The 20,280-nt window shown below is 71.4% G+C and carries 14 protein-coding genes and 2 pseudogenes; 9 read left to right on the top strand and 7 right to left on the bottom strand.

Annotated features, from left to right (window positions below):
- The first annotated feature begins 4,384 nt into the window (after positions 1–4,384).
- A pseudogene (locus tag ABD946_RS19680) lies at positions 4,385–5,023 on the top strand (DJ-1/PfpI family protein).
- A 166-nt stretch (positions 5,024–5,189) separates the two neighbouring features.
- Here the strand turns inward: ABD946_RS19680 and ABD946_RS19675 are convergent.
- Together ABD946_RS19675 and lysA are read right to left on the bottom strand one after the other, a co-directional pair.
- Complete coding sequence (locus ABD946_RS19675) at positions 5,190–5,552, bottom strand: hypothetical protein (protein WP_345285345.1); 363 nt, start codon at positions 5,550–5,552, stop codon at positions 5,190–5,192.
- An 867-nt stretch (positions 5,553–6,419) separates the two neighbouring features.
- Positions 6,420–7,793 (bottom strand): annotated as a pseudogene (gene lysA / locus ABD946_RS19670) (diaminopimelate decarboxylase).
- Positions 7,794–8,080: 287 nt separating this feature from the next.
- Between lysA and ABD946_RS19665 the strand changes: the two are divergent.
- Positions 8,081–8,656 carry a universal stress protein gene (locus ABD946_RS19665; RefSeq protein WP_345285343.1) on the top strand — a complete coding sequence of 192 codons (576 nt, stop codon included), beginning with the start codon at positions 8,081–8,083 and terminating at the stop codon, positions 8,654–8,656.
- Positions 8,657–8,876: 220 nt separating this feature from the next.
- Here ABD946_RS19665 and ABD946_RS19660 read toward each other — a convergent pair whose 3' ends face one another.
- Positions 8,877–9,011, bottom strand: coding sequence for a hypothetical protein (locus ABD946_RS19660; protein ID WP_345285341.1), 135 nt, complete (start codon positions 9,009–9,011; stop codon positions 8,877–8,879).
- Positions 9,012–9,130: 119 nt separating this feature from the next.
- On the opposite strand from ABD946_RS19660, the gene ABD946_RS19655 reads away from it, so the two are divergent.
- Positions 9,131–9,313, top strand: a complete 183-nt coding sequence (locus ABD946_RS19655; RefSeq protein WP_345285339.1) for a hypothetical protein — start codon at positions 9,131–9,133, stop codon at positions 9,311–9,313.
- Positions 9,314–9,606: 293 nt separating this feature from the next.
- The gene (locus tag ABD946_RS19650; RefSeq protein WP_345285337.1) at positions 9,607–11,022 is read left to right on the top strand and encodes a lamin tail domain-containing protein; all 1,416 of its coding nucleotides are present in this window, start codon (positions 9,607–9,609) and stop codon (positions 11,020–11,022) included.
- Between the two features lie 74 nt (positions 11,023–11,096).
- Here ABD946_RS19650 and ABD946_RS19645 read toward each other — a convergent pair whose 3' ends face one another.
- On the bottom strand, positions 11,097–11,591 hold the full coding sequence (locus ABD946_RS19645) for a carboxymuconolactone decarboxylase family protein (protein ID WP_345285335.1): 495 nt from the start codon (positions 11,589–11,591) through the stop codon (positions 11,097–11,099).
- Positions 11,592–11,683: 92 nt separating this feature from the next.
- On the opposite strand from ABD946_RS19645, the gene ABD946_RS19640 reads away from it, so the two are divergent.
- The 3 genes from ABD946_RS19640 (at position 11,684) to ABD946_RS19630 (ending at position 14,132) form a co-directional block, all read left to right on the top strand.
- Positions 11,684–12,637 (top strand): pirin family protein, encoded by a 954-nt coding sequence (locus ABD946_RS19640; protein ID WP_345285333.1) that lies wholly within the window; start codon positions 11,684–11,686, stop codon positions 12,635–12,637.
- 386 nt (positions 12,638–13,023) lie between these two features.
- Positions 13,024–13,779, top strand: coding sequence for a DUF5131 family protein (locus tag ABD946_RS19635; protein ID WP_345285331.1), 756 nt, complete (start codon positions 13,024–13,026; stop codon positions 13,777–13,779).
- Positions 13,780–13,790: 11 nt separating this feature from the next.
- Positions 13,791–14,132, top strand: coding sequence for a hypothetical protein (locus ABD946_RS19630; RefSeq protein ID WP_345285329.1), 342 nt, complete (start codon positions 13,791–13,793; stop codon positions 14,130–14,132).
- 131 nt (positions 14,133–14,263) lie between these two features.
- Here ABD946_RS19630 and ABD946_RS19625 read toward each other — a convergent pair whose 3' ends face one another.
- The 3 genes from ABD946_RS19625 to ABD946_RS19615 form a co-directional block, all read right to left on the bottom strand.
- Entirely contained in the window at positions 14,264–14,647 is a 384-nt protein-coding gene (locus tag ABD946_RS19625) for a hypothetical protein (protein ID WP_345285327.1), read from the bottom strand.
- 18 nt (positions 14,648–14,665) lie between these two features.
- Entirely contained in the window at positions 14,666–15,259 is a 594-nt protein-coding gene (locus ABD946_RS19620) for a hypothetical protein (protein ID WP_345285325.1), read from the bottom strand.
- A 385-nt stretch (positions 15,260–15,644) separates the two neighbouring features.
- Positions 15,645–17,597: an RICIN domain-containing protein gene (locus tag ABD946_RS19615; protein ID WP_345285323.1), complete on the bottom strand. Its 1,953-nt coding sequence runs from the start codon at positions 17,595–17,597 to the stop codon at positions 15,645–15,647.
- A 365-nt stretch (positions 17,598–17,962) separates the two neighbouring features.
- Between ABD946_RS19615 and ABD946_RS19610 the strand changes: the two genes are divergently transcribed.
- Positions 17,963–18,178 carry a hypothetical protein gene (locus ABD946_RS19610; protein WP_345285321.1) on the top strand — a complete coding sequence of 72 codons (216 nt, stop codon included), beginning with the start codon at positions 17,963–17,965 and terminating at the stop codon, positions 18,176–18,178.
- 627 nt (positions 18,179–18,805) lie between these two features.
- Positions 18,806–20,176, top strand: a complete 1,371-nt coding sequence (locus ABD946_RS19605; RefSeq protein WP_345285319.1) for a hypothetical protein — start codon at positions 18,806–18,808, stop codon at positions 20,174–20,176.
- Positions 20,177–20,280: the final 104 nt, after the last annotated feature.

Raw genomic sequence — 20,280 nt, 5'->3', positions numbered from 1 at the left:
CGAAGTGGTCGGCCAAGGGTCCGCGCCGCCACAGGCCGGCGTAGCGCCGCCGAAATCACCGACGCCTGTCCCCTTGCCGCTTCCCGCTCTCAGTCTCGTCCATGCCTGCCGCTCACCGCCTTCGTCGGGCCGATCCCGTTCCGTGCCCCACTCCTCCTTTATGCGTTCCGGGGTGAATCAAGGGGGACCGGAGGGGCGCGCGGAGGTGTCACGGCGGGACGTGACAGCGGTGTCAGGTGCGTTCTGGGCGGAGTGCCGGTTGGCGGGTCGTAATCCGGCAGGCGGGCCTGGATGGTTCCGTCGGGCAGCGCGCTGCAGTGGCGGCCCTCTTCGTCCTTGTCGGCACACTTGTCGCCGGGCCGCAGCCCTGGACCATCACGTGCCGCCCGGCTCCAGCACCATAACCAGGGAGGCCTCCTCGATGGAGTTCACCGCCCTGGTGTGCATCCGCGACGTCCAGGTCCCCGCGCAGGAGGCCCCTTTACGGGCGGTGATCATTGCGGCGGTCGTACGCCCCGTCCCGCGCCAGCACCTGTCTCGTCCCCTGAACAGCCGCGAGAACCAGTCCCGCGCGCCATGTCTTGAAACGCACCAGCACCGCTTCGTGTGTGAAGAGCAGCGACGAACTCGCGCCGGAAACAGGCCCTGGGAGGCCGCTGAGCGAGTTGTCGTCCCCGATGTACGGCGTTCTGCGCCACTTGGAGAGCAAGGTTGCAAATGCATTGACCGTATCGTCTGAAGGTTCATAGGTGGTTCATTCTTGCGCCACCCTCGCGTTTTGCCGTTTACCACGGTCCGAGCAGCATCCACATCGTGTGTGCTCAGGTTAGTAGCCAGACCACGTGTCCTGGGTGATTGACTGAGCTCCTCGGCTGTACGGGACGCCCTCGTCGAACAGTCCTTCACATCTCCCCGAGGCTAACCGCGGTGGCGGCGTCCATCCCGCCGCTCCGCTCCGCCACGCGTCCCCTGTCTGCCAGCGCGCTCGGCCTCTCGTCTCGGCATTCCCCCGTCTACCTCGAAGCCCGACGCCTCGTCCACTGAGTAAACCGGGCTTCCCACAGCCTGCTCCAGGGCCGTCCCGATCGGTCCGACCGTGGCCAGTCCGGGCTTGTCCCCGAAGAGGTGACCGTGGCGAGCAGGTCGCAGCCCCAGATACCCTTGCCCGTTCATCGGGCTAGGCCTCGATCCACGAACTCGGCGATCCGTGCCACCCCCACGTGGACCTCCAGGGTCAGCAGGTCACCCACCCGGCCGGCCGTCGGCCCCGCCGTCGCCAAGCGGAACGCGGAGACCCGTCGGCGAGCCCTGGGCCGCTCTCCCCGACAGCGGGCCCACCGGTTGGCCAGGGCTCGTCCAGCAGGAGCTGACCGCGCTGTCCGCGTGCTCCCTCATCAGCCGGCAGAAGAAAGCTGAGCCTGTACGCCAACGATTCCGCCCCGTCCTCGCAGGAGCCGTCCCCGCCCTTCGGTGAAGTCCGTCGGCGACCCTACCGGCACTCCGACGCCTCCGGGGACCGCCGCGGAAACCACCTGGCCACACCGGTGGTCGCTGCGCATGCTGCCGGTTGAGGGGAGGACCGATGTCCCTGCCGGAGGACGCGACCACCGCACTGTGGTTGGCTCGCTGTCGAGCGGGCAGCCCGGTGGCGGGTCGGCGCCGACCGTCTGATCGAGCAGGCTCGCCGGCCTTGCTCGACGGCGTGGACTTGCCAATCCTGCGCCTGCTGGCGGGGTTTGGGGCGATCGGAGGAGTTGGAGGCCGCCCTCACTTCGAACGGACTCTGGAGGAGCTCGGTGGTCGCCATCCCGCCGTCCCTAGCCGACGCGGACCAGGCCCCTGTGGGCGATGGCCCGCTGCTTGGGCGTCCGGATCGTCGACGGCCGGCTCGACCCTCCTGGAGGAGCTGGAGCCTTGATATCCTGTGTGGCACGTCTACGTGCCGCTTTGACGGGACCGGAGGAGCTCCACGACCGCCTCACCGAGGGACCGATCGACCGCGACCCAGCCGGACCGTCCCCGCCGGGGAACAGAAGCGGACCAACACCATCCGGGCCGCCGAGCGGTTCCTCGGGAAGCGATTCCCCGGATCCGTCCGGACCCGGGTACCCCGTGACGTGGCTTCACACCCGGTGGCCGATGACACGCGGGGTTGCAGAGTTTCGGTCGTTCTTCGGCACCGGGAGCAGCGGCGTGGGATGTCCGCGAGTGGGACTCACGTGACCGGGGACCGCAACGCAAGGCGGGCGTTCGTGCCCACCAGGACGTCGTATCTCGTGGCCGGGGGAACTCGTTCTGCCGACCATGCCCCGAGTACGGTGCGGTGGCAGAGACCGTCGCGTGGCTGAGCAGAACTCACGCGGATCAGACCCCGACCGCGAGCAGTCTACGGCGTCAAGCACGTGATGGGATCGGGCGGGGCGGGCGCGTACGTCACGAACGGCGTGTTCATCGCTGCCGCCCTCATGCGCGGGCTACCCCTTCAGTACGACAGCCGAACGTGCTGTTCGGCATGAGCGCTCGTGATCTGAACCGGCTGCGGTCGATCCGCTGACCGAGGGACAGGGAGGGGCTCCGGTGGGGGTTGTGGGCCACCGGAGCCGGTGGGTCAGTGGGCGCGGTCCTGGAGGTCGGCCATGGCGACGTGCGCGCGGATGTACTTGTTTCGCCGAGGTCGCCGGGGAGTTCTTGGGATCTTCATGTTGGTTGTGGGTTTTTTTTGTTTTTTGGTGTTTTGGGGTTTCGAGTGTGTTGTCTTGTGCTTTTTTTTTTTTGGTTGTGTTTTGGGTGTGGGGGGTTTGGGTTTTTTTTGTTGTGTTGTGTGGGGTGGTGTTCTAGTCGGGTGGGGCCAAGGGTGTGTGTGTACCTGGCATTGTGGTGTGTTAGTGTTATTCTTGTAGGGCCTTGTCGATGGAGCTTTGTCGAGTCGGCGGTCACCGTCTGGCACGTCCCTTGCTTGGTTTGCGTGAGCGGTCTTCCCGAAAGTTCAAACCCGTCGGGGGGCTGGCCCGCACTTGCCGGAGTGGCGGGCCCGGATGAGAGCGCGGTGCCGGTCCTGGCTCCCGCTCGCCGGTGCCCGCAGCTCCGGAGTGGGTGGTCGTGTCCGCTGCGCGTCACCGACTCGGCGTGGCTTGTGTGGCAGAAACTGTGTGAAGTTATGACGTCACTTGCTGTGACGCTGTCGTGGGCTGTCCGGCTGCGTGGGCAGGTGGAGGTGGCCTATGTGAGCATGCGCAGTGTGTGCTGGGTCCATCTTTGCGAGGACAGTGTGCAGGTAGCAGCTGGTACAGCCACCAGGTCCGTTAGGAGGTGTGTTTGCGCCGGCTGGCGGGTGTCGTTCCCGGGTACGCGGTGTGGCAGCGCGCCGCGTCCTCGGTGGGGCGGTGGCGGACGCGCGGACATGCGGCTGTGCGGCTGCGGCCCGACCACGACCTCGCGGAGGTCGGCCCGCCGCCACCCTGGTGGTGCCCGGTGGCCAGGCACGCAGCGGCCGGACCCGGTGCTGGTGCGGCGTATCGCCGAACTGGCCGCCGGGCCGAGCGGGTGGCTCGGTCTGCACCGGCGCGTTCCTGCTCGCCGAGGCCGGTTGCTGGCCGGCGGCCGCCGGTCCACCACGCACTGTGCTACTGCGAGGCGCTGGCCCGCCGCTTCCCCGAGACCGAGGTCGACCCGGAACCGATTCCACGTCCGGGACGGCCGATCGCCACGGCTCTTGGTGTTTTGACGGCCGGTGATCGACCTGGCGCGTGGCCCTAGGTCGAGGAGGACCACGGCAGGGGGCCTGCGCTGACCATCGCCCGGCACACTGTGATGTTCCTGCGCAGGCCCGGACGGCTCAGCGCAGTGTTCTCCGTCCAGCTCTCCGCCCAACTGGCGAGGCGGCAGCCGCTGCGCCGAGCTCCAGCAGTGGATCGCCGAGCACCCCGCGGAGGACCTCTCGGTCCCCGCGCTCGCCCTCCGGGCCGCGCTGTCGCCCCGTCACTTCGCCCGCGCCTTCACGCCGAGGTCGGCGTCACGCCCGGCCGCTACTTGCGTGGACGGCGTCCGGCTGGAGGCGGCCCGGCGCCGCCTGGAGGAGGGACGGAGGGGATCGAGGAGGTCGCTACGGGCGTCCGGCTACGGCACCACGGAGGCGATGCGCCGCGCCTTCGCCCGCACCCTCGCGGTGACGCGGGGGAGTACCGCCGGAAGTTCGCCGCGAGCCGAACTGAGGTGGCGCGGGCGTGCGGCCACGGCACGGTGGAGGCGACGCGCCGGGCTCTCGCCGCATGGCCCCGCGGTGACGTCCGGGGAGTACCGCCGGAAGTTCGCCGCCGAGCTGCTCCGCTCCGAGCTGCTGCGCGCCGCTCGGTTTCGATGAGGAAGACGACCATGGAGGAAGACCATGAAGATCGCGATCCTGCTCTACGACCGCTTCACCACACTGGACGCCGTGGGGCCGTACGAGGTGCTCGGCCGGATGCCGGGCGTGGAGGTGGTGTTCACGGCCGCGGCGGCCGGACCGCGTCCGCGGCGACCAGGGCAGTCTGGCGTTGGTGGCGGACGCGGCGTTGGCGGAGGTGACCGCGGCCGACCTGCTGCTGGTGCCGGGCGGGCCCGGTACGGAGGCGGTCCTGACGGACCCGCAGGTGCTCGACTGGGTGCGGAGGTGGACGCGGGAGCACCTGGACCACCTCGGTCTGCTCGGGCTCGCTGATCCTGGCCGCGGCCGGTCTGCTGACCGGGCGGGCGGGCGACCACGCACTGGGCCGGCCACGAGGTGGCTGGCCCGCTTCGGCGCCGTGCCGGCCGAGGAGCGGGTGGTCTTCGACGGCAAGTACGCGACCGCCGCCGGGGTTTCGGCCGGGATCGACCTCGGCCTTCACCTGGCCGGGCTGATCGCGGGGGACGCGGTGGCCCAGGCGATCCAGTTGATCACGGAGTACGACCCGCACCGCCGTACCGGGCCGGCTCCTTGGCCACCGCGCCGACGGAGGTGGTGGCCTCGGTCCGGGCTGCAGGATCGAGGTGGATCCGGCGCTGATCGACCCGGCCTCGCCGTTGGCGGCCGCCGCCCGGCCTGAGGCGCGAAGGGCGGGGGCACGGGGGGCGAGGAACAGGGACGAGGAACGGGGACGAGGAGCGGGGCGGCGGCGCGTCCGGCGGCACAGGGAGTGCCGGACGTGCCGCCGCCCCGCTCTGTCGCTCCGTCAGGCGGAGGGGTGGGTACAGAAGGTGGTCTGCTGCTCCGGGGTCAGTGCCGGGGCGGTGGTGACGCAGACGATGCTCAGCTCGTTGGTGACCACCTTGGGGGTGGAGACCGAGGCCGTGCCGGTGCGCAGGGGCGTGGTCGAGGAGACCGTCAGCCAGGGGCTGCCCCAGGCGCGCTGGGTCTTGAGCTCGACCTTGACCAGCACCGGCTGAGCGCTGGTGGAGGTGAGCCGTGCCAGGCCGGCCAGGCCGCCCCCGTCCGCTGCTGCCAGGCGCAGGGCTGGCCGGCGAACGAGGTCTCGGTGGGCGCAGGTGACCGGACCGGAGGCCACCGCCGGAGCGGCGGAGGCCGTGGCGGGCACGGCGAGAAGGCGGTCATACCGACAGCAACGGCTGCGATGCGGGTGCGCATTACGGTGTACTCCCTAGGAATCGAAGGCTTTTGGCCCGACGGGGTGAGTCTTGCACACCGTGCGCGCATCATCACTGTGTGGATCGTCACACGCTTGGTAGCCGCGTGAACACCGTGGGCTTACCGAGATGGACGGCTCGCGACCGCCGGGCGGTCGAAGTGAGAACGACCGTCGTCCGCCGGGCCACCGGAGCCAGTGGGCGGCGGGCGCTCGGGGCGGTCGGGCCATCCTCCGTGTGCTCCGGCGCACACCTGATGCCGGCCGTCGGCGACGGCGGGCGACGGGAACTCGCCGACGCTGTCCGTGACTTGCTGTACGAAGTGGGCGGCGGGTGGTGGACGTACCAATGGTCGGACCGTCCCCTGGCCGGTGGCCCGCATCGGTGCGAGCAGGGTCTGTCCAACTCCCTTCTGTTGCAGACTGATTGCGGGAGGATCCGGATCCGTGGGGCGCGCCGGTTCTGCCGTCTCGTTCGCGTGAGAAGCACCGGATCCGCCTGACGGGTCGTCACTGTCCGTGGTGAGCTGAACCGGTACAGCAAGTCGTGACCGGGCGGCACGGATGCGGCTCGTCAGGCCGTACGATGAGCGCGGGACCGCCCCACGGCACACGGGACCACCGTCCTGGAAGGCCGATGGATTCCGCCATGGCTCCGTCCAGTCGGACGAGTCCCTCACCGTGGTGTGCGTGGCCTTCCCGGACCGGGACGGTCGCGTCGGTGGTCCGCCAAGCTTCTCCCGTCGCCCTCGGGCGGGCGGGGCGATCGGGTTCCGGACCTCGCGGGGCCGGGTGCCGGTGTGCGGTACGGACCGGTGCTCAGGCGTGCACCTCGCGGGCGCGGAAGTCCTCCACCGTCTCACGGCGGATCAGCAGCCGTGCCCGGCCGTCCCGGACGGCGGCCACCGCGGGCCGGCCGACCAGGTTGTAGCCGGAGGCCATCGAGAGTTGGTACGCCCGGCCGCCGGAACGGCCAGCAGGTCTCCCGGCCGCAGGTCGGCGGGCAGCCGGGCGGCCCGGACCAGGACGTCGCCCGCCTCGCAGTGGCGCCCCACCACGTCCACCTCGCGCAGGGCGGCGGCCGGCTGCCGGGGCCCGGCCGGCCAGGCGGGCGCAGTAGCGGGAGCCGTAGAGGGCGGGGCGCGGGTTGTCGCTCATGCCGCCGTCCACCGCCGCGAACACCCGGCCGTCGGCGCCGGTCTTGACGGTCAGCACCCGGTAGAGCGCGACCCCGGCGGAGGCGACGACGGCCCGGCCCGGTTCGAGCAACAGCCTTGGCAGGTCCAGGCGGTGGAGCGCGCACTGCTCGGCGAGGCGCCCGTGCAGGGCGTCGGCGAGGTGGTGCGGGTCGAGGCCCCGCTCGCCCGGCAGGTACGGCACGCCGTGTCCGCCGCCGAGGTCGAGCTCGGGCACCTGCACGCCGTGCCGGTCCCGGATCTCGGCGAGCAGTGCGACCAGGCGGTCGACGGCCGTCAAGTATGGCTCGGTGGAGGTGATTTGGGAGCCGAGATGGCAGTGCAGACCGGCCAGGATCAGCCCCGGCTGCTCCAGCACGCGCCGCACCGCCTCGGCGGCGTCGCCGCCCTCCAGGGCGAAGCCGAACTTCTGGCCGGTGACGCCGGTGCGGACGGCCTCGTGGTGGCCGGCCGCCACTTCGGGGACCACGCGGACCAGCACCCGCTGCGGTACGTCCGCGAGGGTGAGGGCGGCGAGCCGGGTGATCTCGGCGTGGTTGTCGACCGCGATCCGGCCGACCCGCAGGCGCCGCGCCAGCCGCAGCTCCTCGGGGCTCTTGGCGTTGCCGTGCAGCAGGATCCGCTCGGGCGGGAAGCCGGCGGCCGCGGCCAGCCGCAGTTCGCCCTCCGAGCAGACATCCAGTCCGAGCCCCTCCTCGGCCACCCATCCGGCCACGGCCGAGGAGAGGAACGCCTTTGCGGCGTACAGCACTTCGGCCTCCGGGAAGGCGGCGCGGTAGTCGCGGCAGCGGGCCCGCAGCTCGGCCTCGTCCAGGACGTAGAGCGGGGTGCCGAAGCGGTCGGCGGCCTCGGCGAGGCTGACCCCGCCGATGGACAGGTCACCGGAGGGGGAGGCGGTGGCGCCGGCGGGCCAGGGAGGGCCGAGGGGAGTCGGAGCGTCGGCGGGATCGGCGGGATCACCGGGGCCGTCGGGGTGGGGGCGGAAGCAGGTGGTCACGGTGTGCGCTCCGAGGGGGATGGGTGGGCCGGGTTCGGTTCGACGCTAGGGCGGATGCCGGTGCGGGGGTCGATTCCTGACGCTCCGTTGACCGTCCGTGCCCCGGTCCGTACAGGCCCTTGACGCCGTGGGGGTGACGGCGGGGCGGCCGCCGGGGGCCGTGTCAGGGAAGTGTTGGGATTCGAACGGCCCTCGTCAGGGAAGCGTCAACGGGCGGCTCAGGGGGGTGCGGGAGCGGTTTTGCTGTCTGCCACACAGCCGGACGAGCGAGAGCAGGGGACAGCGGGATGGACGAGCAGGGCGGGGACCGGGAGACACGGCGGCCGCGGCGGATCGTCGTCGGGGTGAGCGGCTCGCTGGGCAGCCTCGCCGCGCTGCACCGGGCCGTCGCGGAGGCGCGGTGGACCGGCTCCGAACTGCTGGCCGTGCTGGCCTGGCTCCCTCAGGGCGGAGAGGCCGGCTACCGCCGGGCCCCCTGCCCGCCGCTGCTGACGGTGTGGGAGGAGAGCGCGACGGCGCGGCTGGCGGAGGCCCTGGAAGCCGCGTTCGGTGACGGCGGGCCGGTGGGCGTGCGGCTGAGGAGCTGCGTGGTGCGCGGGGAGACGGCGCGGGCGCTGGCGCTGTTCGCCGACCGGCCGGACGACCTGGTGGTGGTCGGCGCGGGCAGTGGCAGCCTCCTGCGCAGGGGTCTGCGGGCGTCGGTGCCGGCGGAGTGCCTCAAGCGGGCCGTGTGTCCGGTGCTCGCGGTGCCGCGGCCGTCGCTGCAGCGGGAGTTGGAGGGCCGGTCGTGGCGGCACCTGTGGCACCTCCCGGCGAGGCTGGTGCCCGCCGACGGGGCGGGTCGGGTCGCGCGCGAGCGGTGAGGCGGGGCCTCTGGCCCGGTCGGCCGGGCCGCTGCGGGGGCGGGGCCGGAGCGGGATGGTTCGGAGGGGCGGCGGGCCGGAGGGGTGGCGGGTCGGCAGGGTGGGGCGTACGGTTCCCGGTCCTGCGGTGGTCGGCCGGTCGGGTGGTGGGGCGCGGGCGGTGAACTCCGGTGCGGGAGGAAGGGGTTGGGGTGATCGGGAACGACGAGGGGATGAGGCTCTACCGGGCGCGGCCCGGCGGGCGGACGTTCCGTCCGGCGGTGCGGCGGCTGCCGGTGGGGATGTCGCTGGCGCTCGCGCTGAGCGGGGGCGGGCCGGGCTGGTCCCGGCCCTGGCGGTGCTGGGGGAACGGCACGCGACCTGGTTCGCCCTGGGCGCGTTCGCGCTCGGGTGCGCCGTGCTCGGGGCGAACTCCCGCCCGGGCCGCCGCGCCGCTGATCGCCGTGGCCCGCCTGGCTGTTCTTCAACGGCTTCGTGATCCACCGTCATGCCGTGCTGGGCTGGTCGAGCACCGGCGGCGAGTTCGGCCGGCTCGCCCTGTTCTGCACGGCCGCGCTGACTGCCGCTCTCCCGGCGGTCTGGCCCCGGCGGACGGTACGGGCGCTGTCCGTGGCCCCGCCGGAGGCCGACGGCGGCCCGCCGGGACGTGCGCTCTGAACGGGACGGACCAGGAGGGGACGGTCCGGCTGTCCTGAACGGGCCGACCAGGGCGGTCCGTTGCGGTGCGAGCGGTGCGGTGCGAGCGGCGTGAGTGGTGTGAGCGGTGCAAGTGGTGGCGGTGCGGGCGGTGCGGGGCAGGGTCCGGCCGGGTACACGGGGGAGGACGGGATCACGGACGGTTCGGCCACCGTTCATGGATCAACCACCTGTTGGTGGTGGGCCATTCGGCCGGAGCGAGGACTGTCATGCCCGCCCCGACGCACCCAACCTCCCCCCGAGGACGGAAACCCGTGACCGCATCGCTCGCCGCCCGTTGGCGCCGCAGCCTCGCCCCCTCGCTCGCCGCCGCCACCGCCCTGGTGGCCGGCGTCCTGACCGTGGCCCCCGCCCAGGCGGCCCCGGCGGACGACATCCGGATCAACGAGGTCGTGACCACCGGCAGCGTCAACGACTCGATCGAGCTCTACAACAAGGGCACCGCCGCGGTCGACGTCTCCGGCTGGGTCCTCAAGGACGACAGCAGCTCGTCCAACTACACCATCGCCTCCGGCACCACCCTGGCGCCGGGCGCCTTCCGCGCCTTCGACGTCTCGGGCTCCTTCGGCCTCGGCTCCAGCGACAAGGCCCGCGTCTACCTGCCCGGCGGCTCCACCCTGGTCGACAGCTTCACCTGGACCAGCCACTCCGCGCCGTCCTGGTCGCGCTGCGCCGACGGCACCGGTGCCTTCAAGTCGGCTGCCGTGACGCTCGGTTCCGCCAACGCCTGCGGCACCGGCGGCGGCTCCACCACCCCGGTGGCCTGGCCCGGCAGCTCCACCGTCGCCACCGCCGACGGCTCCAACGTCTTTGGCTCCGACCTGAGCGGCCTCGCCCTGGAGGGCAGCGGCGTGCTCTGGGGCGCGCAGAACTCCGGCAAGCTCTGGCGCCTGGTGCCCAACGGCTCCGGCGGCTGGAAGCCCGACACCGCCAACGGCTGGACCTCCGGCAAGACCCTGCGCTTCACCAACGGCTCCGGCGCCCCCGACGCCGAGGGCGTCACCGTCACCTCGGCCGGCGCGGCGGGCGGTGTCTTCGTCTCCAGCGAGCGCGACGGCTCCGGCAGCAGCCGTCTCTCGGTGCTGCGCTACGACGTCTCCGGCACCTCCACCTCGCTGACCGCCACCAAGGAGTGGAACCTGACCGCGGACCTCCCGTCGGTCGGCTCCAACGCCGGTCTGGAGGCGATCACCTGGGTGCCCGACGCGGCGCTGACGGCGGCCGGCTTCAAGGACGCCTCGACGGGCGCGGCGTACGACCCGGCCGGCTACGGCGCGCACAGCGGCGGCGTGTTCTTCGTCGGTCTGGAGGGCAACGGCTCGGTCTACGGCTACGTCCTGCAGGACTCCGGCAGCTTCACCAAGGTGGCCACCGTCAGCTCCGGCATGAGCGGCGTGATGGACCTGGAGTGGGAGCCGCAGGCCAGCCGCCTCTGGGCGGTCTGCGACGACACCTGCAGCGGCCAGCACCGCACCTTCACCGTGAACGCCTCCGGTGCCTTCGCGGTGGCCGCCGTCTACAACCGGCCGACCGGCATGGCGAACCTGAACAACGAGGGCTTCGCGGTGGCGGGCGCGGCCGAGTGCGTCGGCGGCTCCAAGCCGGTGTACTGGTCGGACGACTCCAACACCAGCGGGCACGCGATCCGCAAGGGCAGCATCAGCTGCTGACGCTCCGTCCGACGCGGCGGCCCCGTCCCCAGGTGGGGGCGGGGCCGCCGTTCGTCCGTCGGTGACGGCCGGCCTCAGCGGGCCGGGCGGACGGGGTGCTTGCTGAGGATGGAGACCCGGTTGAAGGCGTTGATGGTGACGGCCACCCAGATCACGGCCGAGATCTGCTCCTCCGTCAGCGCGGCGCGGGCCTGCGCGTAGGCGTGCTCCTGCGCGGTGTCGTCGGAGGGGACGGTGGTGGCCTCCGCCAGTGCGAGGGCGGCGCGCTCCTGGGGCGTGAACAGCGGGGTGTCGCGCCAGGCGGGCAGCACGCCGAGGCGCTGGACGCTCTCGCCCTCCTGGAGCGCCGCCTTGGTGTGCACGTCCAGGCAGTACGCGCAGCCGTTCAGCTGGGAGACCCGGAGGTTGACCAGCTCCACCAGGCGACGGTCCAGACCGGCCTCCGTGGCCGCGACCCGGACCGCCTCGCCGGTGGCGCGCATGGCGCGGAAGGGTTCCGGGTGCTGCTTGTCGATGAACACGCGCCGGGGAGCCGGAGCGGTCGTCACATCGGTCGCGGTGTCGGTCATGGGGACTCCAGTGGTCGGTGGCGATCATCAACGATCTTCCCATGGCATAATAGTTGAATCTGGAACGATCGGGCTCAACGGGAGGAACTGCCATGGACTATGTCGAGACCGGTGCCGCGCAACCGTCGGTCGAGGTGCTGCCGGTACGGGACGTGCCGCTCGGTGGTCCGCGGTCGATGACCGTCCGGCGCACCCTCCCGCAGCGCGGCCGCACCCTGATCGGCGCCTGGTGCTTCGTCGACCACTACGGCCCCGACGACGTCGCCGACACCGGCGGCATGGACGTCGCGCCGCATCCGCACACCGGCCTGCAGACCGTCAGTTGGCTGTTCACCGGCGAGATCGAGCACCGAGACAGCCTCGGCGTGCACGCCTACGTCCGCCCCGGCGAGCTCAACCTGATGACCGGCGGCCACGGCATCAGCCACTCCGAGGTCTCCACCCCCGACACCACCGTCCTGCACGGCGTCCAGCTCTGGGTCGCCCTCCCCGACGAACACCGCCACGCCCCACGGGACTTCCAGCACCACGCTCCGACCGCCGTCCCCCTCGCCGGCGGCGGCGAGGGGGACGGCGGCGAGGCCCGGGTCTTCCTCGGCACCCTGGCCGGCGACACCTCCCCGGTGCCCACCTTCACCCCGCTCCTCGGCGCCGAACTCACCCTCCGCCCCGGCGCCACCGTCACCCTCGCGGTGGACCCCGGATACGAGCACGGCCTCCTGGTCGACCGCGGCACCGTCCTGCTCTCCGGCACCACCCTGAAGCCCGCCGACCTCGGCTACCTCGCCCCGGGCGCAGGCGAGTTGACCCTCACCAACACCGCCGACACGGACGCGGTCGCCGTCCTGATCGGCGGACCGCCGTTCGGCGAGGAGATCGTCATGTGGTGGAACTTCATCGCCCGATCCGGTGAGGAGATCGTACAAGCACGGGAGGACTGGGAGAAGGGCGATCGCTTCGGAGAGGTGCAGGGGTACCCCGGTAAGCGTTTGCCGGCGCCGGAGCTGCCGAACGTGCCGCTGAAGCCGCGTGGAAACCGTATCTGACCTGGGGTTATCCGCTCCATCGAGTGGGCTGGTCCACCTCGCACGGCGGATGAATGGTGAGTGCAGCGGCTGGGTGATCGGGCGGTTCGGTCGGTTGTCAGGGGACGGCGACGGAACCGCTGGCTCGGCTCGGCTGGTTCTCGAATACGGGAGTCTGTGGCAGGGTCTGGTCGGATCGATGCTGACCCTTTGCTGGCTTCTCTGACTGATCGTCAGATCCGGGATGAGTACAGACTCGCTCGCGGCCTCGGCCGGTGCCGCTGTCATTCGATGGTTCTAGCCTGCTGGTTCGACACCGGTGGGCCCGGCGGAGGATGGTGGAGCCCGGCGACGGCCGCGGCGAGTGTTCGCTTCGCGACCTCCGAGGCGATGGGCGAGGTGCGGCAGTGAGTGATCGCAGCGCGATCGAGTGGACGGAAGCGACCTGGAACCCCACCACCGGGTGCGATCGCGTGTCGGCCGGATGCGACAACTGCTACGCCCTGGCCCTGGCCAAGCGGCTGAAGGCGATGGGGACTCCCAAGTACCAGGCGGATGGTGACCCACGGACCTCGGGTCCCGGGTTCGGGCTGGCCCTGCATCCGGACGCCCTTGATGTTCCGAAGCGTTGGCGTAGTTCGCGGATGGTGTTCGTGAACTCCATGAGCGACCTCTTCCACGCCCGGGTGCCGCTCGTTTTCGTCCGGGACGTGTTCCAGGTGATGGCGGATACCCCTCAGCACACCTATCAGGTGCTGACGAAGAGGTCGGTCCGGCTTCGGCGCGTGGCGGAGCGGCTCGACTGGCCGGAGAACCTCTGGATGGGCGTATCGGTTGAGGACTCCGGGCAGCTGAGTCGGGTGGACGACCTGCGGGCCGTTCCGGCGGCGGTGCGGTTTCTGTCGCTGGAGCCGTTGTTGGGGCCGCTGCCAGGGCTGGAGTTGGACGGGATCGGCTGGGTGATCGCGGGTGGGGAGTCCGGGCTCGGACACCGGCCGATGGACCCGGACTGGGTGGTCGAGATCCGCGACGTGTGCGAGGCGGCCGGGGTGCCGTTCTTCTTCAAGCAGTGGGGTGGGCGCAACCCCAAGGCCGGAGGCCGCGACCTTCAAGGGCGGACCTGGGGCGAGATGCCGGCGCGTTCTCAGCTCGCTGCGCCGTGATGCAGTGAGCCGTGCACGCCCCCTGGTCGCCGCGTGATGATATGTGGGTCGTCGATTCGACCTCCGGCGTTCGGTACATCTATCCCAAGGATCCGAATCAGCAAGCCCTTGAACTGGACATCGAGCCGGACACTGGGCCCCTGCGCCGCATTCTGCTCGGGCACCTACGCGCTTCGCCGGTCGAGCGGAGCGTGGACCAGCTCAAGGAGTTCACCCTATTGGAGACCGTCTATCGGCCCACTCAGGTCATCCCCTTGCTCAGGCGGCTGCGTGACGAGCAAGAGATCGATGTGTCACCTGGCCGGATCGTCGGGACCAGCATCGTCGCAGCCAGTCAGGACGCGCTCTTCTGAGCGTTGGACGACGGGGCGGTGCTGCGGCGGGCAGCAAGGCGGCGCCCGGTTGATGGGGCCGGTCGCGGCCTGGCGGTGTGGGTCACCACGTTTGTGGTGACCCACACCGCCAGGTGCCGAGTCGGCCGTCGCTACGCGTCGGGCGGCACCGGCAGGGTGACGGGGTGGGCCTGCTCCGAGCCGCCGATCAGGAAGACGAAGCGCACGGTCAGCGCCGTGGCTTCGGCCGGCAGGGCGGGCTGCCCCGAGATGCGGCCTTCGGTGGAGTGGCCGTCGGGGGTCAGGCCCCGGGCGCCGCCGTAGTCGGCGTAGGTGTTGCCGAGGTCGTCCTCGGCCTCCAGCCAGAGGAAGACGGGCTCGGCGGCGGGGCCGGTCCGGAGGTCGTCCGGGAGGGGCGGCGTGATCGCGTAGTCCAGGGTGAAGGACGCGTCCGCCCGGGTGATCGAACGGACCGTCAGCCGGTGACGGCCGTCCAGGACCTCGGTCCGCTGGGCCGGGGTCTGCTCGTCGGCCATGGGGTGCTCTCCGTCCGGTCAGGCGCTGCCGGGGGTCGGGACCTGGCAGGTGATGTAGCGGTCGGCGGCGGTGTTGGGGTTGGAGCCCTTGAGGAACCAGTAGAAGGTGAGCTTGTTGCCGGTCTGGATGGTGCCGCCGCCACCGCCGATGAACTGGTAGCTGTTCATGCTGCCGTGGAAGTTGTACCAGTTGGGCTCGGTGTGCGGGCCGTAGGGCGGGTTGACCGCCTTGCCGTCGACGTAGGCGTAGGGCATGGTGACGGTCACCGTCGGGCCGAGCGCGGACTTGGAGGCGTTGGAGAGGTTGAAGCTCCAGGCCAGGGTGCCGCCTGCGGCCCGCTGGAACTGGACGGTGGAGACCGCGTGCGTCCAGGTCCCCGTGCAGAGGGTGTCCCCGGGGCTCATCAGGTGCTGCTGGACCGCGCGGGCGGAGGCGGAGGCGGCGTCCTGGGCCGCGGACGCGCCGCTGAGGAAGGCGCCGCCGTTGGCCGGGGACGGCCCGGTGGCGGCAGAGGCGGCAGTGGCAGGTGCTGCGCCCGCGGCGATCAGCGAGCCGGCGGCGACTGCACTGACGAGTGCGGCGGTGATCCTGGCTTTGACGGAAGAAGACACGTGAATTCCCCTCGTACTGAAGGCCGTTGGTGGAATCCACCCTGCCGATCAGTGGGTGCCCGGGGCAAGGGGATTCGTGTCAGGGATCCGTCAGGAACTGCTTCCGCGCGTGGTCACGGGATTGAGAGGTACGGGATGCCGCCGAAGAGTGGACATCGGGCCGTCGCTGACGGGCGTTCGGCTGATCACCATCTGGCCTGACGGTGCGCCACCGGATCCGGTGGCGCACGGCTGCGTGGACGGAGCGGTGCCGTGGGTGCAGCGGACTCGCAGCAGGGCGAGGTCGCCCCGGTCACCCGCGAGGTCCTCCGCGAGGCTGAACCGGACCGCTCCCGCCGCCCTCGGGTTCACGTGGGATAGGGGGCGGGAGCAGTCCGGTGGTGGGTCAGCGGAGTTGGAGGGACCACTCCTGCTTCCAGCCGCCCTCACAGGTCCAGACGCCGAGCTGCTTGTGGTCGGAGTCGTGGGTGAGGCAGTCGTCGTCGGAGATCTGGATCTGGTACTTGCCGTTGCCGACGCTCTTGAACTGCCACTTCTGGTTGGAGGTGTCGCCCCAGGCCTGCTGCTCGGCGAGGTAGGTGTCGGGGTTCTCGGTGAGGTTGTAGCCGAGGTCGTTGACGATCCGGTAGCGGTCGCCGCCGAGGGACTTGACCGTCCAGGTGGAGCCCTTGGCGCCGACGATCCCGCCGAGCACGGGGGCGCCCCAACTCGCCGTCTCGTTCGGGGCGGTGGCGCCCAGGCCGTTGTCGAGCCTGATGAACATCGGCCGCTCGGTCGGGATGCTCGAACCGCCACCGCCACCGCCACCGCCACCGCCACCGGGGACGATCACGCCGCCGCCGTTGGCGGACTCCAGGACCCACTCCTGCTTCCAGCCGCGCTCACAGGTCCAGACGCCGAGCTGCTTGAAGTCGGAGCTGTGGGCCAGGCAGTCGTCGGAGGAGATCCGGATCTGATAGCGGCCGGTGCTGACCGGGTTCAGCTCCCACTTCTGCTTGGAGGAGTTGCTCCAGGGCTGGAGCTCGGCCATGTAGCCGCCGCTCTCGGTGAGTTCGAGGCCGTAGGCGCTGGTGATCCGGTAGCGGCCGCCGCCGACGGAGGTGAGCTTCCACTTGGACTCGTTGCCGCCGCGGAGGCCGGGGACCACGGCCGAGCCGGCCGCGCCGCCGACCGGGACGGCGCCGAGGCCGTTGTCCAGCTTGAGGATGACGTCGGCGCCGTTGCCGGGCGGGGTGGTGGGGTTGGTGGTGGGCGGGGTGCCGCCCCAGGCCCAGTTCTGGTTGGGGGCGTCGCGCCGGTCCTCGGAGCCGCAGGCCCAGGCGGTGACGGCGCTGCCGTTGGCGGTGGCGCCGCTGAAGTCGTCGATGCAGACGTCCTGGGAGCGGTCGTTGAGGTCGGTCAGGTGGCGGAAGCCGCCGCTGGGCGACATGTACCAGCGCTGGCCGGGGATTTCGAGGCAGTCCCAGACCTGGAGCTTGGTGCCGTTGGCGGCCCGGTTGTCGGCGAGGTCGAGGCATTTGCCGTTGGCGGCGCGGAGCTTGTAGCCGTTGTAGGTCCAGCGCTGGGCGTCGCCGCCGTTGCACTCCCACATCTGCACGGAGGTGCCGTTGGCAGCGCTGTTGCCGCTGACGTCCAGACAGGCGTGGTAGCCGGCTGGCGCGGCGGAGTCGGGGGTGAGGCTGCCGGTCCGGCTACCGACGCCGGCCCGGGCCGGGAAGTGCAGCGTGCGTACGTCACCGTCGCACTTGTACGGGCGGGCGGTGCCCATCCGGCAGGTCCAGGGCTCCTTCTTGACGGTGTCGGAGTCCTGGCCGATGAACGCCCAGTTCATGAATCCGCCGTCGCCGCGGTTGCGGAAGGTGGAGTCGCCCTGGAAGACCCAGATCCGGAACTTGTCGTAGCCGCTGGGGTCCTTCTGCTCCTTGTCCATGAAGTGGTTGAGCTTGAAGGTGGTGTCGATCAGCACCCCCTTCATGTCCTCCTTGTACTCGTTCTTGAACCACTCGGTCTCGTAGAGGTCGGTGCCGACGGTCTTGAACACCAGGACGTTGAATCCGGGGAACTTCTTGCTGAGCTCGGTGGCGGTGTTCTGGGTGAACTGCGCGTTGTCGAGCTTGTTGTTGTTCGCGGCGTTGCGGAAGCCCTTGATCATGTCGAAGCCCGCGCTGATCAGCGAGGTCATGCAGTTGCCGCCGCCGGGGACGGCGGGGGTGCCGCAGGTCTTGTCGACCGGCACGCCGGCGGCCGTTGCGGCCTGGGCCTGCACGGTCAGGCCGGAGGCCAGGGCCACGGCGGCGAGGCCTGTCGCGAGGGTGCGTTTCAGGTGGAGGAATCCCACGTCAGATCCATCTTTCTGCTCGGCCAGGGAACAGCGTTCTGTTCGGGTCCTGACTGCCGGGGATCACGATGGCACCGCTCGGGCCGCCCGCCCGGCGATCTTTACGCCGCTCATATCCGCTCGGCCTCAAAGGGCAGGAGCCGCTGGTGCTGCGGGGCAACGGACCGGGCCGGTCGGGCGAGGGATGCGTCAAGACGGGTGAGGGGGGCGTTAGCGCTGCGTCAACGGCCGGTGCGGTGCGGCCGGTTGGGGCGTCCACTGGATAGGACAGACCTCTGCTCGACGGGTCGCCGGGCCCGAGGGCTGATGAAGTGTCCGGTGCGGTGTGCCGCACCGGACCACCAACTCCGAGGAAGCAGAAGGACATGAGCAGCGCTCTGCAGGTGGCCGCCCCGGCCAACGGCACCACCTCCGTACGTCCCGCAGCCGGCTGGCTCCCGGCCCTGACGAGGCCGGGTGGTTTCCTCCAGCGGCCTATGGACACCGACGCCTTCACGAGGGAACGCCCGGAGGACACCTCCGAGGAGAGCCGCCGGCGGGTCGGCGGGCACTGCCGGATCTCGATGGGGTACCTGGACTGACCTCGGTGGACGGTCGGGCGGGCCGGCTGAGCAGGTCGGTGCCAACGGGGCGTCAAGATGGGCCGGGCCAGTGCCAAGAAGGCGTCAGGGAGATTGGAGTCGGTCCCTCCGGTGCCTAGTCTCGTCACCGAGGGAGCAGGAGCGGTCCGTGGGGGGACGCTTCCGCTCCGCGCACCGGTGGGGATTCCCACCGGAACACCGGCGATGGCCTGGTGATGAGGAGAGGGCGCGGCAACGGGTGCCGGCTGTGCGGGGATCGGGATCGCCGGGGGTGGTGGTTCCGAAGCACAGCCCGACCCCCTGCCGCGCCCTCGGTCGTTCGGGAGGGCTTCGGTGCCAACGATGCGTCAGGAATCCGCCGTGGTGCGTCAAGGGCGCGTCAGGGACGGCTGCGACCGGGCCGTGCGCTCCTAGCGTCTGCGGGCAGGCGATCCCGCTTCGGTGATCGGCCGGTGGGGGAGAGGGCGAGCGGTCGTGGCAGTGGGGGAACAGCTCGGAGCGGTCGTCCGGCAGCGGTCGAGAACGGTTGCCTTCGGGCCGACGGTACCTGGACCGGCCGCACCCGGGCCGGCGGTCCGGGCGAGGTGGAGTTCCGCGCTGACCGCCTCGTGGTGGAACACCCCCCGGTTGCTCCGGGCGCTCACCGCACTGTGCCTGGTGGCCGTGCTGGCCCTCGCCGCGGCGGCGGCCACCGTGCTCGCCGGCAGCCGGGGCGGCATCGACACCATCGGACGCCGGGCCGCCCCGCAGGCGGTCCGGGCGGCCGACCTCTCCTTCGCCCTCAGCGACATGGACGCCCAGGCCGCCAACCTGCTGCTGATCGGCGCGGACCCCGACTACACCGCCCTGCGCCGCCAGACCCTGGACACCTACGAGCAGCGCCGCACCCAGGCCGACGAGGACCTCCAGCGCGCCGCCGAAGCCGCCGTCGCCGACCCGGCCGGGCAGCTCGCCGTACGGACGGTGCTCGGCGAACTCGGCCGCTACGAAGCACTGGTGGCCAGGGCCCAGCTGCTGGCAGACCAGGCGGGGGCACCGGCGGGCCAGCCCTCGGCCGAGACCCTGGAGGCCTACCGCCAGGCCACCGACCTGCTCCGGCAGGAGCTGCTCCCCGCCGCCGGGCAGGTGACCGCGGCCAACGCCGCCACCGTCGACCGGACCTACACCGAGCAGCGCGGGGCGCTGGCCGCCGGCCGGTGGTGGCTGCTGGCCACCGGACTGACCGCCCTGGTGTCGCTGGCCGCCATGCAGCGCGTCCTCGTGGTGCGTTTCCGACGGCTCGTCAACCCGCCGCTGGCGGCGGTCACCCTGCTGGTCGTCCTCGCCCTCTCCACCGCCCTGGGCCTGGCCACCCGGGCGGGGCACCACCTGGTGGTGGCCAAGAGCAACGCCTACGACTCGGTGATCGCCCTGAGCCAGGCGCGGGCGGTGGCGTACGACATGAACGCCGACGAGAGCCGCTACCTGGCTGACCCGGCCCGCGCGGCCGCCTACGAGCAGAGCTTCCTCGACAAGACCCAGGCCTTCGCCCGCCTCGACGGTGCCACTCTGGCCGACTACGGCTCCCGGCTGGCCACCGCGGCCGACGCCCACCGGGCGGACCACTCGGCCGTGCCCTTCGGCGGCTTCCTGGGCGCCGAGCTGCGCAACATCACCTTCCCGGGTGAGCAGGACGCCGCGGAGAAGGTCCTGACGGCGTTCCAGGCCTACCAGCGCGATGACCGGAAGATCCGCGAACTGCGCGGCCAGGGACGGTTGAAGGAGGCGGTGACCTTCAACACCGGTACGGCACCCGGTCAGTCCAATGCCGACTTCATCCGGCTGAGCGATGCGCTGGGCGAGGTCCTGACGATCAATCAGCAGGCACTCGACCGCGCGGTCCGGGACGCCGACGACGACCTCGGCACGGGGATCGCGACGGCCGGCGCCGCAGTGCTGGCAGGAATCTTCGTCCTGATCCTGCTCGGGGTCCGGCCCCGCCTGCGGGAGTACCGCTGAGACCTGGCCCGGCGGTCGTCAGCGTCGCGTCATGAAGTCCGGGATCCGTGTCAAGCAGGCGTCAGGACGGTGGCGCCGCCCGTGCTCCGTGGGCGTAGCGTCAG

It is taken from the genome of Kitasatospora albolonga (genome assembly GCF_039535905.1).
GTDB classification, from domain to species: Bacteria; Actinomycetota; Actinomycetes; order Streptomycetales; family Streptomycetaceae; genus Kitasatospora; species Kitasatospora albolonga.
This window is presented reverse-complemented; position numbering and strand designations above follow the sequence as displayed.

What these genes read in the sequence shown, in the direction of transcription:
- ABD946_RS19640 (WP_345285333.1), top strand. Translation starts at nt 11,684, where the DNA reads ATGGACTATGTCGAGACCGGTGCCGCGCAACCGTCGGTCGAGGTGCTG.
- ABD946_RS19610 (WP_345285321.1), top strand. Translation starts at nt 17,963, where the DNA reads ATGAGCAGCGCTCTGCAGGTGGCCGCCCCGGCCAACGGCACCACCTCC.
- ABD946_RS19665 (WP_345285343.1), top strand. Translation starts at nt 8,081, where the DNA reads ATGGACGAGCAGGGCGGGGACCGGGAGACACGGCGGCCGCGGCGGATC.
- ABD946_RS19645 (WP_345285335.1), bottom strand. Translation starts at nt 11,591, where the DNA reads ATGACCGACACCGCGACCGATGTGACGACCGCTCCGGCTCCCCGGCGC.
- ABD946_RS19625 (WP_345285327.1), bottom strand. Translation starts at nt 14,647, where the DNA reads ATGGCCGACGAGCAGACCCCGGCCCAGCGGACCGAGGTCCTGGACGGC.